This is a genomic window from Sporomusa sp. KB1 (genome assembly GCF_007830295.1).
Classification (GTDB): domain Bacteria; phylum Bacillota; class Negativicutes; order Sporomusales; family Sporomusaceae; genus Sporomusa.
This window is the reverse complement of record NZ_VLKC01000002.1, coordinates 1,150,999-1,172,115: the sequence shown is the minus strand read 5'-3', so window position 1 is coordinate 1,172,115 and position 21,117 is coordinate 1,150,999. Positions and strand designations below refer to the sequence as shown.

At 46.7% G+C, this 21,117-nt stretch carries 16 protein-coding genes; 15 read left to right on the top strand and 1 reads right to left on the bottom strand.

The features are described 5' to 3' along the window. Positions 1-7 precede the first annotated feature (7 nt). The 14 genes from SALPA_RS09205 to SALPA_RS09140 all read left to right on the top strand — a co-directional run bounded on the left by SALPA_RS09205 (position 8) and on the right by SALPA_RS09140 (position 17,770). Positions 8-1,177, top strand: coding sequence for a pyridoxal phosphate-dependent aminotransferase (locus SALPA_RS09205; protein ID WP_145092653.1), 1,170 nt, complete (start codon positions 8-10; stop codon positions 1,175-1,177). Between the two features lie 72 nt (positions 1,178-1,249). After that, on the top strand, positions 1,250-2,365 hold the full coding sequence (locus tag SALPA_RS09200; RefSeq protein ID WP_145092650.1) for a glycosyl hydrolase family 18 protein: 1,116 nt from the start codon (positions 1,250-1,252) through the stop codon (positions 2,363-2,365). A gap of 443 nt (positions 2,366-2,808) precedes the next feature. Next, positions 2,809-4,197, top strand: a complete 1,389-nt coding sequence (locus SALPA_RS09195) for an LCP family protein (RefSeq protein WP_145092647.1) — start codon at positions 2,809-2,811, stop codon at positions 4,195-4,197. Positions 4,198-4,410: 213 nt separating this feature from the next. Continuing rightward, positions 4,411-5,316: a quinolinate synthase NadA gene (gene nadA / locus SALPA_RS09190; RefSeq protein WP_145092644.1), complete on the top strand. Its 906-nt coding sequence runs from the start codon at positions 4,411-4,413 to the stop codon at positions 5,314-5,316. Then, positions 5,313-6,905 carry an L-aspartate oxidase gene (nadB, locus tag SALPA_RS09185; protein ID WP_145092642.1) on the top strand — a complete coding sequence of 531 codons (1,593 nt, stop codon included), beginning with the start codon at positions 5,313-5,315 and terminating at the stop codon, positions 6,903-6,905. The genes nadA and nadB overlap by 4 nt, the downstream gene beginning before the upstream one ends. Then, complete coding sequence (nadC, locus tag SALPA_RS09180) at positions 6,902-7,732, top strand: carboxylating nicotinate-nucleotide diphosphorylase (RefSeq protein ID WP_145092639.1); 831 nt, start codon at positions 6,902-6,904, stop codon at positions 7,730-7,732. The genes nadB and nadC overlap by 4 nt, the downstream gene beginning before the upstream one ends. Positions 7,733-7,919: 187 nt before the next feature. After that, positions 7,920-9,731 (top strand): penicillin-binding protein 2, encoded by a 1,812-nt coding sequence (mrdA, locus tag SALPA_RS09175; protein ID WP_145092636.1) that lies wholly within the window; start codon positions 7,920-7,922, stop codon positions 9,729-9,731. Positions 9,732-9,838: 107 nt separating this feature from the next. Further along, entirely contained in the window at positions 9,839-10,483 is a 645-nt protein-coding gene (locus tag SALPA_RS09170) for a bifunctional precorrin-2 dehydrogenase/sirohydrochlorin ferrochelatase (protein WP_145092633.1), read from the top strand. Continuing rightward, the gene (gene hemA, locus SALPA_RS09165; RefSeq protein ID WP_145092630.1) at positions 10,452-11,801 is read left to right on the top strand and encodes a glutamyl-tRNA reductase; all 1,350 of its coding nucleotides are present in this window, start codon (positions 10,452-10,454) and stop codon (positions 11,799-11,801) included. The genes SALPA_RS09170 and hemA overlap by 32 nt, the downstream gene beginning before the upstream one ends. Then, entirely contained in the window at positions 11,764-12,696 is a 933-nt protein-coding gene (gene hemC / locus SALPA_RS09160) for a hydroxymethylbilane synthase (protein WP_145092628.1), read from the top strand. Before hemA ends, hemC begins: the two co-directional genes overlap by 38 nt. A 24-nt stretch (positions 12,697-12,720) precedes the next feature. Next, a complete protein-coding gene (cobA, locus tag SALPA_RS09155) occupies positions 12,721-14,238 on the top strand; it encodes a uroporphyrinogen-III C-methyltransferase (RefSeq protein WP_145092625.1) in 1,518 nt (505 codons plus the stop codon). 2 nt (positions 14,239-14,240) lie between these two features. Continuing rightward, the gene (gene hemB, locus SALPA_RS09150) at positions 14,241-15,206 is read left to right on the top strand and encodes a porphobilinogen synthase (RefSeq protein ID WP_145092624.1); all 966 of its coding nucleotides are present in this window, start codon (positions 14,241-14,243) and stop codon (positions 15,204-15,206) included. Between the two features lie 21 nt (positions 15,207-15,227). Beyond that, entirely contained in the window at positions 15,228-16,541 is a 1,314-nt protein-coding gene (gene hemL, locus SALPA_RS09145; RefSeq protein ID WP_145092621.1) for a glutamate-1-semialdehyde 2,1-aminomutase, read from the top strand. A gap of 203 nt (positions 16,542-16,744) precedes the next feature. Next, a complete protein-coding gene (locus SALPA_RS09140) occupies positions 16,745-17,770 on the top strand; it encodes a sensor domain-containing diguanylate cyclase (RefSeq protein WP_145092618.1) in 1,026 nt (341 codons plus the stop codon). A 165-nt stretch (positions 17,771-17,935) separates the two neighbouring features. On the opposite strand, the gene SALPA_RS09135 is transcribed toward SALPA_RS09140, so the two are convergent. Continuing rightward, a complete protein-coding gene (locus SALPA_RS09135; RefSeq protein ID WP_145092615.1) occupies positions 17,936-20,071 on the bottom strand; it encodes a cell division protein FtsA in 2,136 nt (711 codons plus the stop codon). A 193-nt stretch (positions 20,072-20,264) separates the two neighbouring features. Between SALPA_RS09135 and SALPA_RS09130 the strand changes: the two genes are divergently transcribed. Continuing rightward, positions 20,265-21,110 carry a DegV family protein gene (locus SALPA_RS09130; protein WP_255451089.1) on the top strand — a complete coding sequence of 282 codons (846 nt, stop codon included), beginning with the start codon at positions 20,265-20,267 and terminating at the stop codon, positions 21,108-21,110. The last annotated feature ends 7 nt before the right edge of the window (positions 21,111-21,117 follow it).

Sequence of the window (21,117 nt, the reverse complement as noted above, 5' to 3'; positions counted from 1 at the left end):
GTCAGCTATGAAAAAATTATCCCAAATTACCGAAACTTTTTCCGAATCAGTCATCCGGGAAATGACTCGTATCTGTGATGAAGCAGGCGGCTATAACCTGTCGCAAGGCTTTCCGGACTTTGAAAGTCCTAAAGCCATTCAGGAAGCTGCCATCCGTGCTATCCAGGCGGGGTTTAACCAGTACCCGGTAACCTTTGGTGAGCCTGAGCTCAGAGAGGCCATCAGCCGAAAGGTTCGTGATTACAATCACATCGAATGCAACCCCAAGACCGACATTACCGTCACCTGTGGTGCCACTGAGGCCATGATTGCCACTTTAAAGGCGCTTATTAACCCTGGCGACGAAATTATTATTTTTGAGCCGTTTTATGAGAATTACGGCCCGGATTCTATTTTGTCAGGGGCTACGCCGCGCTATGTAACGTTGTATGGACCTGACTGGCACTATTTGGCAGCAGAGTTGGCAGCTGCCTTCAATGAAAAGACGAAAGCCATCATCATTAATACGCCCAATAATCCGACAGGCAAGGTATTTAGCAAGGAAGAGCTTGCGGAAATTGCTGCTCTGTGTATCAAATGGGATACCTATGCTGTCGCTGATGAAATCTATGAGCATATTCTCTACGACGGTGCCAGGCATGTATCAATTGCCTCTCTGCCAGGTATGGCTGAGCGGACAATCACTATTAATTCCATCTCCAAAACCTATTCGGTCACTGGTTGGCGGGTGGGTTGGGCTATTGCCGCACCGGAAATTACTAAGCGCATCCGTAAGGTGCATGATTTTTTTACTGTCGGAGCGCCCACGCCACTTCAACATGCTGCTGCTGAGGCTATGACCTATGGGCCTGAATACTATGAGGGATTAAAAAGCCATTATGGCGAAGCCCGCGATTTTGTTCTGGGCGCTTTGCGCCAAGCTGGGTTTAAATGCGAGCTGCCCCAAGGCGCATATTATGTACTTACTGATGCCAGTGATATTATGGCGCGTTTAGGGATAACCGATGATACTGCCTTTAGCCGCAAGCTGATTGAGTTGACAGGCGTGGCTACTGTGCCAGGTTCCTCGTTTTATGCGAATAAAGCCAAAGGCAGCCGCCAAGTCCGGTTTTGTTTCTGTAAAAAATGGGAAACATTAAAACATGTTGCGCAAGTGCTGACCAAGCTGCCTGAGTAAAATTGCCAGGCATAAGAACTGTCACCCAGCCAATACTATTATTGATACAAATCAACAATAGTAACGGAAAGGGTGACAGTTTTGCGTGTTAATACATACTACAAGGTAATCACAAGTGTTCTTCTCATTCTCTTTGTTATTGCTGCTGTTGTTGCCGGTGGTTGCAGTACGGCTAACAAACCGGCACCTAAGCTGCTGCCTGGTGATCAGGCTAATCAAATGAGTCCTGGTGCGCCAGGCAATGTTGCTATGCCGGCACGGATGGTTATTGGTTATTATGAGAATCCTTGGCCGGGCACACCGGATCAAACAGGCTCTTTTCCCAGTATGAAAACCCATGCCAAGAGCATGTCGGCAGTTGGTCCTTTCTGGTATAGAGCTACCACTGACGGCACGCTGGAAGCCAAGGATAGTCAGTTGGTTTATGACACAGCTCGTCAACTGGGTCTTAAAATGTACCCACTGGTAACAAATAAAACCGGAGCAACTGATGCAGTGCTGGGAGATCCGGCCATCCGTACCAAGGTAACAGACAGTATTATTAAGATGGTCAAGGAAAAAGGCTATGACGGCATTAATATTGATTTTGAGCTACTGCCGCCAAAACATAAGGATAACCTGACAGCCTTCATGGCCGAGCTTTACCCCAAAATGAAGGCAATCAATAAATTGCTCATTATTTCCGTTTTCCCTCAGGTAGACGTGGCGGAGGACGTATCTGGTGCCTATGACTATCCGAAGCTAGCAGCCAATGCTGATTTTCTGCAGATTATGACCTATGACAACCACTGGGCTACCTCTGAGCCTGGTCCTATCGCACCAATCGACTGGTATGATAAAAATATCAAGTACGCTATCGACAAATGTGGTGGCCCGCATAAGGTGATTATCGGAGTTGGTGCGTACGGCTATGATTGGGTAGGCAAAAAGGGTGAAACCATAAAATATGCTGATGCCATTGTCTTGGCGGAAAAGAATGGCGCTAAAATAGCCTATGATGATAAAGCCCAAGCCCCCCATTTTAAATACAAGGATCATGAAGTCTGGTTTGAGAATGACAAAAGTACAGCCGCTAAACTGGATATTGTGGCCAAATATAACCCGGCCGGTATTGCTATCTGGCGCTTAGGCCAGGAACAGCCTGAAATATGGGGAACTATTGACAAAAAGTTTCCTAAAGGACAGTAACGGGTTTTGACCCAGACATGGGTTACAAATAAAAAAGACATAAATGTCCTGGATGAACGGGTGTAAAATTCGTTTTCCAGGACATTTGTATTTAAATAATAACATAGGTTGGAGGGCGGTGTAGACTCTTTATGGATATAGATAATATGTGAACTTTTTCCATATGCAACTATTAATAAAGCTAAGATTGAAGCGAAACTTAAACAAAACAAACTAGATGATCTTAAAATAGAGTATGACAAAAACTATTTTACCAGATCACCTCAAAAATAGTTTTTAGGTAATTTGGTGAAGTTTTACACACAAAGTGATTATAAAAAAAACTTGACCCGAAACTACATTTTTTGCTATACTTCAAGATAAGCCCCCAGTGCTAGGGGGCTTATCTTGTTGTGTGATTAAAGTAAAATGTTGTAAAAGGATGAGGAAAGGGTGATTGTGTCATGGCATCACGCCTCGAAAAGCGGATTACGGATCAGCGTAAAACCCGGCGCAACCGGTTTTTACTTATATTAACCTGTTTTCTTTTATTTGTTAGTGTAGCCGGTGCCACTTATTATTGGTCAACTGGCGGCACTTTTGAAAAAGCACGGCGAGTTGGCGCCGATGTTGTTGGGTTGCCGCACAAGATTAATATTTTGGTAATGGGCGTTGATGAACGCAGTGATGATGTTGGCCGTTCGGACACGATGATGGTTGTTACAGTAGATACTTCGACAAAACAAGTGTCTTTACTGTCAGTACCGCGTGATACCAGGGTCAAGATTCCCGGCAATGGCTGGGATAAAATTAACCATGCCTATGCCTATGGCGGCCATAAACTATCGCAGAAGGCTGTCGAGGATTTACTGGGTATTCCGATGGATTATTATGTGCTTATTAACTTTGCTGCCTTCAACAAAATTGTCGATGCCGTCGGCGGCGTGACTATTGATGTCGAAAAACGCATGTATTATGAAGACCCCTATGACAACCTGGTGATTGATCTGCAGCCTGGCGAGCAAAAACTGGATGGGCGTACAGCCATTAAATATGTGCGTTACCGGGATGAAGAAGGCGATATTGGCCGGATTGCCCGCCAGCAAAAGTTCCTCAAAGCCTTGCTTGAGGAAGTGACCAGTCCATTTATCCTGCCCCGGGTACCAAGCATCATCCGGGAGGTAAATGCCGCAGTTACAACTGATATGACAACCGCTGATATGATTAAGCTGGCTAAGCTGTTAAATGATGCTGGCAAGACTGGACTGAAGGCAGCTATGGTGCCAGGGAAACCGGCATATATTGATGATATTAGTTATTGGCTGCCTGACATAACCGAACTGCGAGCCTATGTGGCCGCATCGCAGGGCGTGACAGCAGACGATAAGTATTTTGCCGAGGTGCGTACTACAGCAAGTCAATATGAGCGTTCCATTCCGAAAGAAATGAAAATTGTTGAGTTGCCAAAAAAAACGACCGAGACTAAAGAGGCCAAAAAGCCTGGTGTAACTGATCCCAAGGCACCGAATAAGCCAACGACCACCGATAAGGAGAAAGTGCCTGAAAGCAAGGCGGCAGCTGCCAGCGGTAAGCTGCAGTTTGAGGTAATAAATGCCAGTGGTATTAATGGCGCTGGTGAGAAAATGGCAGCTACTCTCAGAGGTCAGGGCTATAATGTTGTCAGTGTGTCTGGTTCTGGTTCTGGCAATAAAAATACCCTGGTTGTTGCCAATAGCAATGAAGCTAGCGGCAAGTTAACAGGTTTGCCTTTCAACTATGCGCTGCAGATTAATAATGATAGCAGCCGGGCGAATGTGGTGCAGGTAATAGTCGGTAAAGACTATGCAAATTAACTAAAAATCGGGTGACTGAGGTTGCCATGCTACTAGTCAGGTGTATGCTTTAGCATATACCTGACTATTTTTTTGCTAAATAGCGCAGGCATTTATTACTAGAGTAAGCTTTGACAACTGTCTTGACAGTTGTCTTGTCATAGAGATAGAATAGGTATATGAGTAATGGTAATCATAATATCTATGGAAATTTCTTTAGGAGGAACAAATACCTTGACAGAGCTAAAAGAGGAAATAGAGAATCTAAAACGAAAGCGGAATGCTCTTATCCTGGCGCATAACTATCAACTGGACGAAGTGCAAGAGGTTGCAGATTATGTTGGTGACTCCTTCTATTTGAGTAAAGTTGCGGCAAAAATAGAAAGTGATGGTATTGTTTTTTGCGGTGTTCGCTTTATGGCTGAGACAGCAAAGATACTCTCGCCTGATAAGGTTGTATTATTGCCGGAGATTGATGCGGGTTGTCCATTGGCTGATACTATTACCGCTGAGAATGTGAGAGAGCTTAAGTCCCGGCATCCAGGTGTGCCGGTTGTTTGCTATGTCAATTCATCGGTTGAAGTAAAGGCGGAAAGTGATATATGCTGCACATCTGCAAATGCAGTTAAGGTTGTAGCATCACTGCCTGGTTCGAAAGTGATTTTTATTCCTGATGAAAACTTAGGCGATTATGTAGCCAAACAATTGCCTGACAAAGAACTGATTTTGTGGCAAGGGTGTTGTGTCACCCATGCGAAGGTAAAGGCTGAAAATGTAACCCAGGTAAGGCAGCGATATCCTGAAGCCAAGATTCTGATTCATCCGGAGTGTATACCGGCTGTGGTAAAATTGGCTGATTTTGTGGGTAGTACGTCGGAGATTATCCGCTATGTTGAAAATTCACCGGCAGAGGTTTTTGTTATTGGTACAGAAGTAGGTGTTTTGTGTAAATTAAGAACTGTTTGCCCGGAAAAACAGTTTATTTTGCTTCATTCTGGCCTGGTATGTCCGAATATGAAGAAGACAAGACAGCAGAGTATTTATGACGCTTTGCTGAATAACCGTTACGAAATTAATGTGGACGAGACAGTTGCGGAAAAAGCGCGACATACGCTCACCCTCATGCTGGAGTTGGCATGAGGGCAGAACGGGGCTATCTTACTTCAAAACACAATGAGTTGATAAGTGCAAGTAAAGAATATGATGTTATCATTGTCGGTGCAGGAATTGCCGGCATGTCTACGGCCTTATTATTAGACTCCAGATTAAAAGTTGCTATTGTAAGCAAAGGTCAGCTTGCAGAATGCAGTACATATAAAGCGCAGGGTGGTATGGCGGTAGCGGTAGGCCCGGATGATAAGGTGGAGGAACATATTGCAGACACATTACGAGTCGGGCAAGGGATATGCCGGGAGGAAGCGGTAAAGGTTTTGGCATCTGAGGGGTCTGAGGCCTTGGATTTCCTAATATCGCTGGGAGCTAGTTTTTCCCATAATGAAAAAGGTTTGCAGTTAACCAGGGAGGCTGGACACTCCCGCAACCGGGTAGTGCATTACTATGACTATACCGGGAAATACATTGCGGAATTATTAGCAGGCAAAGTTAACGATACTACGAACATCGACCGCTTGGAATCGTGCTTTTTGGTGGATATAGCGACAGATCAGGAAGGGTGCTGTGGTTGTGTGATTGTTCAGGCCGGCAAACTCGTATATTTCCGGTCTGCGGTCGTTGTTGTTGCCACAGGTGGATATAGCGGCTTGTATGCTCGTTCTACCAATGCAATTTCGTCAAGTGGTGATGGTGTGGCGGCAGCCTATCGGGCCGGAGCGGTTATTGCTGATATGGAGTTTGTTCAGTTTCATCCGACAGCTTTTACCACAAAATCCGGCAGGGTATTTTTATTAACAGAGGCACTGCGGGGTGAGGGTGCTACTTTGCTAAACGCAGCAGGGCAAAGATTCATGTCAACCTATCATCCTGCAGGAGAACTGGCTCCGCGGGATGAAGTGTCGCGAGCTATGCTGCAGGAGGCAGGCAAACAAGGAGGCAAGCCGATTGGTTTGGATGCCAGACATCTTGGCAAAGAATACGTAATGGACCGGTTCCGGCAAGTGTATGCCGAGCTTGCGAAAAATAACTATTTTATGGAACAAGATATTATCCCTATTGCACCGGCGGCACATTATACTATTGGGGGGATTAAGACCGATCTTTGGGGTAAGACCAGTGTAGCTTGTTTATATGCATGTGGCGAAGCTGCCGCGACAGGGGTTCATGGTGCCAACAGGCTTGCCAGCAATTCTCTGCTTGAAGGGATTGTGTTTGGCCACCGGGTTGCTGCAAGCATCAATGATAATTTCCCTGCCCCAAGAATGAATTCTGGGCAGCTGGCTTGTACTACGGGAGAAAGCGGCAATTACAATGACGTAAGTGCACTGCGGACGAAATTAGAGCTTGCTGCCGGAGTGGTACGCCAGGGTAAAGGGTTGGAGGCTGCATTACAGTGGGTGCGTGACAGTAAGAAAAGTTCGGTGATTCCCCCTGGGGGTATGCAAAGCTATCCTGCCTGTAATGCTTATCAGCTGGCAGAGTTATTGCTGGAAGCAACATTACTGAGGACTGAAAGCAGAGGATGTCACTACCGGATAGATTTTCCGGAGAAAAATGATCAAGATTTACAGAAACATATTTTACAACAATGGGGAAGGAAGACGGTAATACAATGAACAAGCTGGCATTGGATGAACTGTTGCGACAGGCATTAATTGAGGATATCGGGTATGGGGATGTGACAAGCGAGGCGATTTTTTCAGAAGAGCATGTATCGCAGGGGTATCTTGTTGCTAAACAAGATATGGTTTTGGCAGGAATGACGGTTTTTTCACGGGTATTTGCCCTGCTCGATGAAAGAGTGAAAGTTACGCCCCAATACGTTGATGGTGACTGGGTGCAGCAGGGGGAAAAGTTTGCGCAGTTACAAGGTCCAACCCGGGCATTATTGGCCGGGGAGCGGGTAGCCTTAAATTTTTTACAACACCTGACAGGGATAGCCACTACTGCAAGGCAATATGTTGAGGCCTGCGGGGAGCGAAACACATTAATTGCCGACACTCGCAAAACAACACCAGGGTTGCGCATGCTGGAAAAATACGCTGTTACTATCGGGGGTGGTACAAATCACCGTTATGGTCTGGATTCAATGGTATTAATTAAGGATAATCATAGTAAAGCCGCAGGTGGTATTTTGGTAGCTGTGCAAAAGGTGCGTACTAGGATGTCGCCATTTATGAAGGTGGAAGTAGAAGTTGAAGATTTAAATCAGGTCCAGGAGGCCTTGCTTGCCGGTGTCGATGTTATTATGCTTGATAACATGCCGCTGCCGATGATAGAAGAGGCTGTAAAGCTCATTAACCGTCAGGCATTAATTGAGGTATCCGGCAATATTACCGGGGAACGAATCGCTGAATTGGCGGCCAAGGGAGTAGACATTATTTCGAGTGGGGCGCTTACCCACTCTGTAAAAGCTGCGGATATTAGTATGAGATTAGAGTGAATAAAATGTAACGCATTGTATAATTGTATAGATATTGTATAGGGTGTAGTAAGTAAACTTACTGCATTTTTTTTATTTTTCTTACAATAGCCCGCTGCGGTTAAGGATTGGCGAAAGTTGTGTTTTCTTTATCTATTTATGGGATACTATGTAGTAAATTTGTCATTGAGGAAAAGGTGACAGCCATATGTGGGAGAGAAACCGGCGCATTAGGATATTAGCTATGATTGTTATTGGTATAATCGGTGTACTTACTTTTCGATTAGTATGGATGCAACTGTTTCAGGGTGCCCAGTATAAGAAAATAGCGGAACAGAACCGTACCAGACAGATTAATGCACTGGCACCGCGCGGTACAATGTATGACAGAAATGGTGCCGTCATTGTGACCAATAGACCAAGTTTTGCTGTATCTATTATTCCTAACGAATATAACAATTCACCAGAGAATACATTGCTACTGGCTGCTATTACCGGAGTAGCTGCAGAGGAAATCCGGCAATTGCTGCAGAGCAGTGTGGATTTTCCTTATACGCCGCTACCTATCAAACGGGATGCCGATGCGGCAACCATCGCCAAAATCGAAGAGCGTCAGTCTTATCTGCCAGGTGTAGTCATTGAGGCCATGCCTGTCAGACACTATATGTATAATGAACTGGCAGCCCATGTGCTGGGCTTTATTGGTTATATTAATCAGCAAGAATATGCAGAGCGTAAAAAGCAAGGCTATCATCCGAATGATCTAATTGGCAAAGACGGCTTGGAGGGGGAATGGGAATCTATTCTGAGGGGCAAAGACGGTGCCCGGCAGATTGAGGTCAATGCTGTAGGGGAAGAAGTGCAACCACTGGGTGATCGTCCAGCAATACCGGGGCAAGGGCTAGGGCTAACCATTGACGGCAACCTGCAGAAAGCAGCCGAAGAGGCACTGAGAGTGCAAGTGGAAGAAAGCCGGAAAATAGGTGCGCCAGCAAAAGGAGGGGCCGTTGTTGCACTTGATGTCAAAACAGGCGGCGTATTAGTTATGGCCAGTACCCCAGCCTTTGACCCCAATCGGTTTGCCGGTGGTATTAGCAATCAGGACTGGAACCAACTTATCAATAATCACAACAATCCTCTCACTAACCGTGCTATTCAAAATGCCTATCCACCGGCCTCGGTATTCAAAATTATTACAACTGCGGCCGCTCTGGATACGAATGCAACAACAACACAAGAAATATTTGATGATAAAGGGGTATATGTCCTAAACGGCTGGAGCTTTTATGGCTGGAATACCAAGGGCTTGGGAAAATTGAATATTGTCGATGGTTTGGCCTGGTCGAGTGATCCCGTATTTTATGAATTAGGCAACCGCCTGGGGGTGGATACGTTAGCCTCCTATGCACTGACCTTTGGTTATGGACAAACCACAGGCATTAAGCTCGCAGGTGAAGAAAAGGGGTTGGTTCCAACTACTGAGTGGAAGCAGGCCAATTATGGTGAAGTCTGGTATCCGGGCGAAACTCTGATTGCTGCGATCGGTCAGGGCTATTACCTGGCAACCCCCTTGCAACAAGCCATGCTGGCCATGACGGTCGCAACTGGTGGGATTGTTTACAAGCCGATTCTTGTTGACAAAGTGCTGACAGTAGAAGGAGATATTGCCCAAATAATTGAGCCTGAGGTTATCAGGAACGTGTATCTCAGGCCTGAGGTGTGGGAGACGATTCGGCGGGGAATGCTTGCAGTTACAACTCAGGGTACAGGGGCTGCGGTTTTTAGCGGTTTCCCCAAAACGGTAGCCGGGAAATCCGGCTCAGGCGAAACTGGACGCGGTACTACTCATTCCTGGTTTGTTTGTTATGCGCCGGCAGAAAATCCTGAGATTGCTATGTCAGTCTTTATTGAAGATGGTGGCGAGGGCTCAATGGCAGCTGCGCCTGTCACCCGCCGCATATTGGAAGCTTATTTTGCTCTACCCGTCAAACCGCTGCCGCCGGCGACGAGAACCGATTAAAGTGAATAATTATCCTAAACTATTGGTTCGATAAAGGAAAATTACCTTTTGACAGCGAAATGTGGTAAAATATTTGTAGTTACTAGCTTGTCCAGGACGTGAAACAAATGGAATTATACCCTATTAATCTCAAATTGACCGGACGGCGGTGTGGAGTTATTGGCGGCGGTGCGGTAGCTGAGCGCAAAGTAATGGCACTTTTGACGGCCGGTGCCGAGATAAGCGTATTTAGCCCTGTACTAACACCAGGGCTTAACGGCTTGCAGGAAACTGGCCGTTTGGCATGGATACCGCGTACCTATCAGGCCGGAGATTTACATAATTTTTTTTTGGTGTTCTGCGCCACGAATGATCCGGAAATAAACCGTCAGGCAGCGGCAGAAGCCCAGGCAGCAGGAGCTTTGGTTACTATTGCCGATGCGCCTGATTTATCTGATTTTTATGTGCCAGCCCATGTAGCCCATGGGGATTTATTACTTACGATTTCGACCGGCGGTGGTAGTCCGGCCCTCTCAAGGCGGCTGAGGGAAGAGCTTGCCGCAAGGTATGGACCGGAATATGGCCATTATCTGACGCTGCTTGCCAAGCTTAGAACAGAAATGAAGGACCGTTTGGCAACAGCTAAGGATCGGGAAAAATTTTGGCGTGAAACCATTGATCAGGAGACGCTTGATTTGCTTAAACAAGGCAAGTTTAGCGAGGCAGAGGAGAGAATACGAAATGCAGCTTGTTGTATTGGGCCTGAATCATAGAACGGCCCCGGTAGAAGTCCGGGAGTGTTTCTCTTTTTCAGAAGAACAAATCAAAGCAGCCTATAAGCGTATTTATGAATATGATGATATTCGGGAATGCGTTATTTTGTCTACCTGCAACCGGACTGAAATGTATGCGGTTGTGGAAGATGCCGATGATGCTTTGACGGTTATGCAGGATTTCCTTGACTATATGGCACCCAACGTGTTAGCTGAGACAAACTATGATTATCTATTTTATTTTCAGCAAGAGGAATGTATCAGGCATCTATTTAGAGTAAGCGCCAGCCTTGATTCACTGGTACTGGGTGAAGGGCAGATTCTCAGTCAGGTAAAATCAGCCTACGCCATTGCCCGGATCGCAGGAACCACCAAGACTGTCTTAAATACACTGTTTAACAGGGCTATTGCTGTTGGGAAAAGGGTGCGAACTACCACCCGGATCGCCTATAATGCGGTATCTGTCAGTTATGCTGCAGTGGAGCTGGCTAAGAAGGTACTGGGCGACTTATCTGCCTCCAATGTATTGGTGCTGGGCGCTGGCGAGATGAGCGAGTTGACGGCACGCCATTTGGTGGCCAACGGTGTTAAGACTGTGTTTGTATCTAACCGTAACTTTAGCCGGGCTGAGGCTTTGGCAGACAAGTTCCGGGGTGTTGCAGTGCCTTTTGAGGATTTTTTGAAATGTGCGGTTGATGCTGATATCGTGATTACCTCCACGGGAGCACCGCACTATATTATTCAGGCCTGGGATGTGGCTCACCTGATGCCCAAACGGCAGGGGCGGCCGATTTTCTTCATTGATATTGCCGTACCACGGGATATTGAGCCTGAGGTAGGAGCTATTGCGGGTGTAACTCTTTATAATATTGACGATTTAGAGGCTGTGGTTGAGTCCAATATGCGGGAAAGGGAACAGGAAGCTGCTGAAGCTGAAAAACTGATTGATGAGGAAATGGCTGAGATTATTGACCGTTTTCGTTATTTGTCCTATCAGCCGATGTTGGCTCAGTTAACAGATAAAGCCGAACGTATTCGTCAGCGTGAAATAAAGCGGGCTTTGACCAAGCTGCCGGACATTACGCCGGAAGAACGGCGGATATTTGAAAATATGTCGAAGATGATTGTGAGAAAACTGCTCCGCGACCCCATTGTACGGCTGAATGAAGCAGCCGGTACGGACAAGGAGTATTATTACAAAGATGCTCTTCGTAAGATGTTTAAGCTTGATATTGCATTGGAAATAAATCGGGAAGATCAGCTGGGAGAGGAACGAGACAGTGAAACAAAAACTTGTCATCGGTACGCGCGGCAGTAAGCTGGCTTTGTGGCAGGCTAATCATATAGCCGCTTGTTTACGGGAGCACTACCCCAATGTAGTGATTGAATTAAAAAACATGGTAACGACAGGAGATAAAATCCTGGATGTACCGCTGGCCAAAATTGGCGGCAAGGGTTTATTCACCAAGGAGCTGGAAGTTGCCATGCTAAGCGGAGAAATTGATCTGGCTGTGCATAGCCTTAAAGATATGCCGACCCAATTGCCGGAAGGTTTGATACTGGCCGCTGTAACTGACCGGGTCGATCCGGGGGATGCCTTAATCAGTCCGGACTATAAAACGCTGGATAAGCTGCCTGTTAACGCCAAGGTAGGTACTTCCAGCCTGCGGCGCAAAGCTCAGTTATTGAATGCCCGCCCTGATCTTACCATTGTCGATCTGCGCGGAAACCTGGATACCAGGTTAAAAAAGCTGACAACAGAAAATCTGGATGCCATCTTGCTGGCAGTTGCCGGTCTGAGACGCTTGGGGTGGGCTCAGCATATTACCCAGGTATTGCCGCAATCGATTTGTCTGCCTGCTGTTGGGCAAGGGGCGTTAGCCATTGAAGCAAGAGAAAACGACGCTGAGACTCTGGCTATGCTGGCATTTTTAAACCACGAGCCAACCCGCCAGGCTACATTAGCCGAGCGTACCTTTTTGGCTGAGGTGGAGGGCGGTTGTCAAGTACCGATTGGTGTTTATGCTCAGCTTGACCAAAGCGGTCAACTTAGCCTTAACGCTGTTATTATGTCGCCTGATGGCAAAGAGGCTATTCGGGATACTATCGCTGGCAGTCCGGCAGAAGCAGCCATGCTGGGACAAACACTGGCTGTGCGTATGCTGGATAATGGCGGACGTGAGATATTGGCGAAGTTATATGAGAACCAGTAATAGATGGGTTTAAGGGAGGATGCTATGAAGCAGGGAATTGTCTACTTAGTTGGCGCCGGTCCTGGAGATTACGGGCTGATTAGTTTGAAAGCAATAGAGTGTATTAAACAAGCCGATACTATTGTGTATGACCGGCTGGCTGATGACCGGCTGCTGGATCATGCCCGGCCCGATGTTGAACTTATTTATGTGGGGAAAGCCTCCAGCGCTCATACTATGCGCCAGGAGGATATTAACCAGTTGCTGGTAGATAAAGCATTAGAAAATAAGGTGGTTGTCCGGCTAAAGGGCGGCGATCCGTTTGTCTTCGGTCGCGGTGGCGAAGAAGCAATAAAATTACTAGAGCATGAGCTTCCGTTTGAAATTGTTCCGGGAATTACTTCCGCGATATCTGTACCGGCCTATGCCGGTATTCCTGTCACCCACAGGGGAATTGCCACTTCTTTTGCTGTTATTACCGGACATGAGGACCCTACCAAGACAGAATCTACGATGAAATGGAACAAATTGGCTACTGCAGTGGATACGCTGGTATTTCTTATGGGAGTGGAAAATTTGCCCTATATTACAAGTAAGCTGATTGAACACGGCCGTCCGGCTGATACGCCGGCTGCTGTCATTCGCTGGGGCACTAAACCGGAACAGGAAGTGCTGGTGACAACAGTTGGTCAGGCGGCTCAGGATGTTGTTGCCAGGGGCTTAAAGCCACCAGCTATTTTTATTGTCGGTCATGTCGTCTCATTACGGGAGCAACTGGCGTGGTTTGATAATAAACTGCTGTTTGGGAAGAAGGTACTGGTTACCCGGGCCCGCGAGCAGGCCAGTGTTCTGACAGATGGACTGGCGAAACTAGGTGCTGACTGTATTGAGGCGCCGGCTATTAAGATTGTGCCGCCTGAAAGCTATGAGGAGCTTGATGATGCCATTACTCACCTTAAGGAATATCACTGGCTCATATTTACCAGTGTTAACGGCGTAGAATATTTCTTTGAGCGTATGGCTGCTGCCGGGCTGGATACGAGGGCTATTGCCGCCAAGGTGGCTGCCATTGGTTCGCAAACGGCTGGCAAGCTAAAAAGTTTTGGTATTACTGCCGATATTGTTCCCGCTGAGTTTCGGGCCGAAGGTATTGTTGAGGCATTAGCAGATTATATAAAATCTGGCATGAAAATACTGATTCCCCGCGCTTTGGTGGCGAGGGACGTTCTGCCGGCGAAACTGACAGAGTTAGGAGCTGATGTGAAAGTTGCGCCTGCCTATCGTACCGTTGCCGGTGATACTAACGGCCAGGAGTTAGCTGCTAAACTGGAGCAAGGTGCTATTGAGCTGGTTACCTTTACAAGTTCCTCAACGGTGACTAATCTGCTAGATTTGTTAGGGGAAAATGGGGCACAGCTTGTTGCCAAGGCCAAGGTAGCCTGCATCGGTCCCATTACCGCCGAAACTTGTTTGGCTCATGGTATTAAGCCTGATGTCATTGCCGAAGAATATACCATTAAGGGTTTAATAGAAGCTATTACAGCGTTGTATAAGGGGGAATAACCATGTCAATGATTTATCGCCCCCGGCGGCTGAGGGCTACCGGCGGTATTCGCAGTATGGTACGGGAGACGGTGCTAACGCCAGCCAACTTGGTCTATCCTTTATTTATTGTGCCTGGTACCAATGTCAAAAGAGAAATTTCCTCCTTGGTGGGCAATTACCATTTGTCATCTGACAAGGCTGTGGAGTTGGCGCGGGAAGCATATGCTCTAGGCATTCCGGCGGTGCTGGTATTTGGTTTACCTGAGTACAAGGATGAACGTGGCAGCAGTGCCTGGGACATGAGCAGTCCTGTGCAGCAGGCTATCACGGCCATCAAGCAGGCAGTACCTGAACTGGTTATTATTAGTGATGTCTGCTTATGTGAATACACCAGCCATGGACATTGCGGTCTTATACATGAGCAGCAGGTGGATAATGATGCAACATTGCCACTGCTTGCCCAAGTGGCACTCAGCCACGCCAAAGCGGGGGCAGATATGGTGGCTCCGTCTGATATGATGGATGGCAGGGTAGCGGCTATTCGGGCATTACTGGATAAATCCGGCTACAGCAATGTCAGTATTATGTCTTATGCGGCCAAGTATGCTTCTGCCTATTATGGACCTTTCCGCGAGGCCGCTGATTCGGCACCGCAGTTTGGAGACCGTCGGGCCTACCAGATGGATCCGGCCAATTCCCGCGAAGCGCTCCGGGAAGTTGCGCTTGACATTGAGGAAGGTGCGGACATTGTGATGGTTAAGCCTGCTTTAGCCTATCTGGATATAGTTCGCCAGGTTAAGGATGAGTTTTTGTTGCCGGTAGCTGCGTACAATGTAAGCGGTGAGTATGCTATGATTAAGGCGGCGGCGGCCCAGGGGCTGATTGACGAGCCCCGTATGGTTATCGAGTCGTTAACAAACATGAAACGTGCAGGCGCTGATATTATTATTACCTATCATGCGCTTGATGCTGTAAAATGGCTATAAGAACCCGAAGGGAGATTCAATATGACATTTACATTGAATAAAGCAGAAACTGCTTTTGCAGAAGCCAAACGATATATTCCTGGCGGTGTCAACAGTCCGGTTCGTTCGTTCCGGGGTGTTGGCGGTACACCACCGTTTATTGCCAGAGCAAACGGTAGCCATATTTTCGATATTGATGGAAATGAATATATTGATTATGTAGGTTCCTGGGGTCCCATGATTTTGGGACATGCCCATCCGGAGGTAACAGCTGAGCTGCGCGTTGCCTTGGAACGCGGCACCAGTTATGGCGCTCCCACGCTCCTGGAGACCGAACTTGCCAGGTTGATTACGGAAGCCATTCCTTCCATGGACCTTGTTCGGTTTGTTAATTCAGGTACAGAAGCCACAATGAGCGTCCTAAGGGTGGCCAGAGCATATACCAAACGCAGTAAGATTGTCAAGTTCACTGGTTGTTATCATGGTCATCATGATAGTCTGCTGGTTAAGGCCGGTTCAGGGGCAACTACCTTAGGTGTGCCTGACAGCCCTGGTGTACCGGAAAGTATTGCCGGTAATACGATAACGGTTGATTATAACGATGTTCAGGGTTTAAGCAATCTATTTGAACAACAAGGGGAAGAAATTGCGGCAGTTATTATCGAACCAGTACCTGGCAATATGGGACTGGTACTGCCGAAACCTGGGTATCTGGACAAAGTACGTGCCATTACCGAACAGTATGGCGCACTGCTGATTTTCGATGAGGTTATGTCCGGTTTCCGGGTAGCTTATGGGGGGGCGCAGGAACTCTATAATATTACTCCTGATCTTACCTGTTTGGGTAAGGTAATTGGCGGTGGTCTGCCTGTGGGTGCCTATGGTGGTCGGCGGGATATCATGGAACTGATTGCACCGGCCGGTCCAGTATATCAAGCGGGTACACTGAGCGGTAATCCATTAGCGATGACGGCCGGACTTGCCACTTTGCAGATAGTGACACAGGATGCTGACTTCTACGAAAAAATCACAGCCAAAACAGCGGCGCTGTGTGCCGGTATTCAGGCTAAAGCTAAGGAGTTTGGTTTTGCCTATCAATTTCACCAAGCTGGCTCAATGTTTGGTCTGTTTTTTAGTGAGCAGTCTGTTTACGACTATGCGAGTGCCAAATGTTCAGATATAGCTGCGTTTACTGTCTACTTTCACGCTATGCTGGAGCAGGGTATTTATTTTGCTCCTTCTCAGTTTGAGGCTTCATTTATGTCTGCTGCTCATACCCAAGAGGATATCAATGCGACAATTTATGCCTGTGGCAATGCCTTTAAGAGAGTGGCTGAATACGTCAGTAAACAGTAAAATATAAGAAACAATCCCTGTGTATAATTTTTACAGGGATTGTTTTGTTTTTTTATAGAATATTTTGTAAGAAAATGACAATAATTGTAGAATTTTTTATAAGATATCCAGCAAAAGAAAAGCTTACTTTTTATTCTGAAAATATGATACTATTGTACAAGAAGCATACATTTCCTCCTAGTGTTTAAAGGGGTTTGAATAACATGAGTGCAAGCAACGGTGGGGATATAATAAAAATATGGGGTGATCCTGCCACACAACTACAGCTGATTATCAGACGAATGGGCGCTATTGCAGTGTTGTTTTCTCTGACAGCCGCCGTGCTTAATCATGGGCCGCAGTGGCCGGCGATTACCGGCTTAGCCAGTGTATACATTCTTTATAACATGCTCTTATGCTGGCGTCAGGCTAAGCCGCGTTTGAGTGATTTGGCTATCAATTTAATGCTGTGTGCTGGGCTTACTGTAGTTGGAGCAAGGTACAGCAATATCTTATACTATTTGCTGTTAATGCGGATGGTGCTCATGGTGGGACGCGACCGGGCTATGCGTTTGACGCTGGTAATTGCATTTGTTTATGTGACTGCTCAGCTCTTTGCAACCCATGCTCTGGCAGTAGATTTTTGGCTTGATGTAATATTCAATGTAATTAGTTTTGCCCTGTTGTCCGGAACGGCTGTTTATATGTGTAATGTGGTAGAAACACAGTGTGAAAACCAGGGACAGATCGCCGAACTTATACGAGAAAATGCTCATCATTATGAATTAGCGCATACGGATCAGCTGACAGGCTTGTTAAATCACCGGGCCTATTTGGAAAAGACAGCTGACATTTCGCAATATATTTTGCTGATTGTTGATATTGACCATTTTAAGCAATTAAATGATGCTTATGGCCACTTATTTGGTGATCAAGTCTTGGAAATGGTCGGTAGGATGTTAAAAATGAGTATTCGGAGCAAGGATATGGCTTTTCGCTATGGTGGTGAGGAATTTGCGCTGGTATTGCCGAGTACTTCTCTTGAATTAGGTCTAAGGATTGCCGAAAGGCTGCGCTTTCAAGTGGCCAATTGCGATTTCGTCCATAAAGGGGGACGTGTTAAAATTACCATTAGTATCGGGGTAGCGCGTAAGAGTCCGAATGTAGCCTGCCAAGATGCCTTCAGTAAAGCTGACAGTGCTTTGTACCGTGCCAAACGGCAGGGACGTAACCAATGTGCGGTATTTTAACAAGCGAAAAATAGATTGCCACACTAAAGCCTGCAATGACTGACCAGAGTAACAGTTTACTCAAGCCATTGCGAGCGTAGCGTGGCAATTTTTCTATTTTTCTACCTTTTGTTCAAATCCAGGACAATACGAAGGAGAGTGGCAGCACGAGCTACACAATTCTTGTTATTTTTCAATTATTTGGATGGTTACATTATCACCGTTTTTGACGATGGCGGTAAATTCTGTGGGCAGGCCGTTTAAGAGCACATTTACGCTGGCGGTAACTGGCAGGCTAAGGGGATCAAAATCGGCAGCAAGAAGTACGTCACTGATAAGTGGCTGGAGGTCTGAGGAAGTAAAATCAATAGCGCTGCCGGAAATGGCAGGCAGGCTGATATCTGCCGGGTGTCCATCTACCAGCACAGTGTAACGGTGAATAGGGATAGTGCAAGGCGTACCGTTAAATAAAACCTTAATGTTGTTGCTACTATCCTGGTTGGTTATTCCCAGGACATCGGCCAATGTTGGCGGTGAGAGCTTAAGTATTTCAATGGCATTGCCAGAAACTAGCAGCGTATCAGGGCCTGCCAGGACGTTATTAATGGTATACTTGGGCCAGATTGTATACAAGCGCTCAGATCCGTTAACCTGATAGACATATTCGGCAGGGACGGGCTCAAGCGCTAGTTGTTGTAGAGCCTGCTTGAGTGTAAGCTTAGGATTAATGCAAATCTGGTCACGGTCACATAGTATAGTGTTTGGGGTGGCGGGAGTTCCGTTTATTGTTATTGGCTGCTCTAGCAGATACTTCTTGCCGTCAATGGTAACGGTTAATGACTCAGGCACAACTGCGATATCTTTCAGGAGTGGTGCTGGTGTTGTTCCATTAGTACCGAGGTTTACCACAAGCGTATCTTGGTCATGCAGCGCATCGTTCAACTTGGCGGGCTGACCGTTCTTCAGAATTTCGCCAGGATTACCATGACTACCGGCAATAAACCGGGTTTCGCCATTGACAGAAATGGTCAAGCCCATGCCGGGGCGGCCACGTAATGCCCGGATGTCAATACCGGCAGCAAGCAAAGCATCGGCTACTGTTAACCGGCTTAAATTAAATAAGCGGATTGTCCGTTCATTCAGCGTAATATTAATAAAGTTAAGCATGCGTCCACCAGCCAGCTTCAAAATTCCTAGTGGTGTTACTGAATCCGGGGTGCAGAGGGTTGCCGGTATGCCGATAATACCTTCAATCGAATCGGGACAGCGAATGGCTATCTTAGCAGTTGGAATATCAAGCGCTTGTGCTAAGGCTTCAGGCAATAGTGGTGTGAGCGCGCCGCCACCAACCAATAATACTGCTTGCGGGCGTTCATTATTGAGTGCAAGTATTTCAGCGGCAAGAGCCTGTGCAAGTTCTCCTACCTTGGAAGTCATGGCTGCAATAATGTCTTTAGCGGAAACCTTTTGCGATATACCTAATACATCGGTAAAAGAAATTTTTTTATTTTTACCACCTGATTGGCGTTTGACTGTTTCCGCAACATTAAAATCAAGCAGGAACTGCTGTGATATAGCTTCAGTGATTTCATCACCGGCGAAAGGTACCATGCCATAGGCGATGACAGAGCCGTCACGGGTAATGGCAACATCAGAGGTACCGGCACCGACATCAATAAGCACCAGATTAAGATGGCGCATGGTAGTGGGAATAAGTACATTAATAGCGGCTATCGGTTCCAGTGTGAGGGTGGACATTTCTAGTCCTACAGTTTGAATGGCTGACTGCAGAGAGTCGATAACCTGTCGCGGCAAAAAGGTAGCAATGGCTTCAATAGCAGACTGTTTACCACGCTGGCCTATCAGACTTTTTATGCGGGTACCATCTAAGCTGAAGCTAACGACACTATAACCGACACAGTAATAGTCAGACGGCTGAGGGACAGCGCCTGAAGTAGCCAGCTCAGCTTGGGCTGCTTGAATGGCAGCGAGCTCCAGTGAGCGCTCATCCTCTATGGTAAGAGCTCCGTGTGAAGCTGTGTCAAGGGTTGCTGAGATTTTAAGCGTGCACAGAGCGCGCCCGGCAGCAGCTACGGCTACCTTGGTTAGTGCACCAGTAGTGGCTTCCAGCCGCGTTTTAACAGAAGCTAGTACTTCTGCTACTTCCTGAACATCGTGAATTTGACCGTCAAGCATGGCACGGGTATGATGCTCTTCCCGGTCTGATGCTACTAGTTTTATTAGGCCATTTTCCATTTCGCCGACAAGGCCGACAACGCTGCGGGTTCCGATGTCTAATGCAAAGAGGAGTTGTTTGTTCATAGCTACTGCTCTCTTCCTCCTTCATAAATAGTATAAGTATAGTTAGTTTCGCCGCTTACTATCCGACTTCCTGTCAGTTGCGGTAAGATTTAGGAATTTGCTGAAATTTTGGTCTAAAAGGCATAGCGATATTTTTGTGTATTTGCGCTGGATTATTTGGTAAGATATAGGTTAAAGGAGTAGGAGAAGGGTTGTGTACGTTATTGATATACATATAGTGATTGACAGTACGGCCAATGTCCCGGAAGAAATGCTGATAGCTCATACCAATCTCCATGTTGTGCCGTTAAAGATTATTCTCGGTAAGGACGAGTGGAACGAACCGGAGTTAACTACTGCAGAATTGTTCCGGCTGGTTAATGAAAAAGGGGTACATCCCCAAACTTCACAACCCGCGCCGGGTGAATTTGTTCAAGCTTTTGCGCCAGCAGCTGAAGGTCATCCGGTTATTATGATTTGTCTTGCGGGCGGTTTAAGCGGTACTGTTAATGGGGCCAGAGCGGTAGCTAATAAAGATTTTAAAGGCCGGGAAATCTATGTTATTGACTCTTGTACAGGTGCTATTGGCGCTGTAAAAATGGCAGAGGCGGCGCTGGCGATGGCAGCAGCCGGTGAGTCAGCTGGAGTAATCGCCGAATATCTACAACGCATGGCAGCTGCCACTCGTACATTATTTATTGTTGACTCACTGGAATATTTGCGTAAGGGTGGGCGCATTGGCGGAGCGGCGGCTTTGGTTGGCTCTATATTGCGAATTAAGCCAATTCTTATGTTACGGGAAGCAAAGGTGCAGGTGCTTGATAAGGTGCGTACCCAGTCACGCGCCATATCCCGTATGCTGGAGGAACTTTCTCAAGAGGATAGTTTGGCATATATCGGCGTAGTATATGAGGATGAGCCGGCTGTGGTAGAAGAAATACTGACATCTATTCGCCAGCGCTATCCTGATATCCCTGTATCTAGATCGGCACTGGGGTCAGTATTGGGTGCCCATTTGGGCCCCGGGGTTATTGGACTGATTTTTCAAAGCAAGGTATAAGAACTGT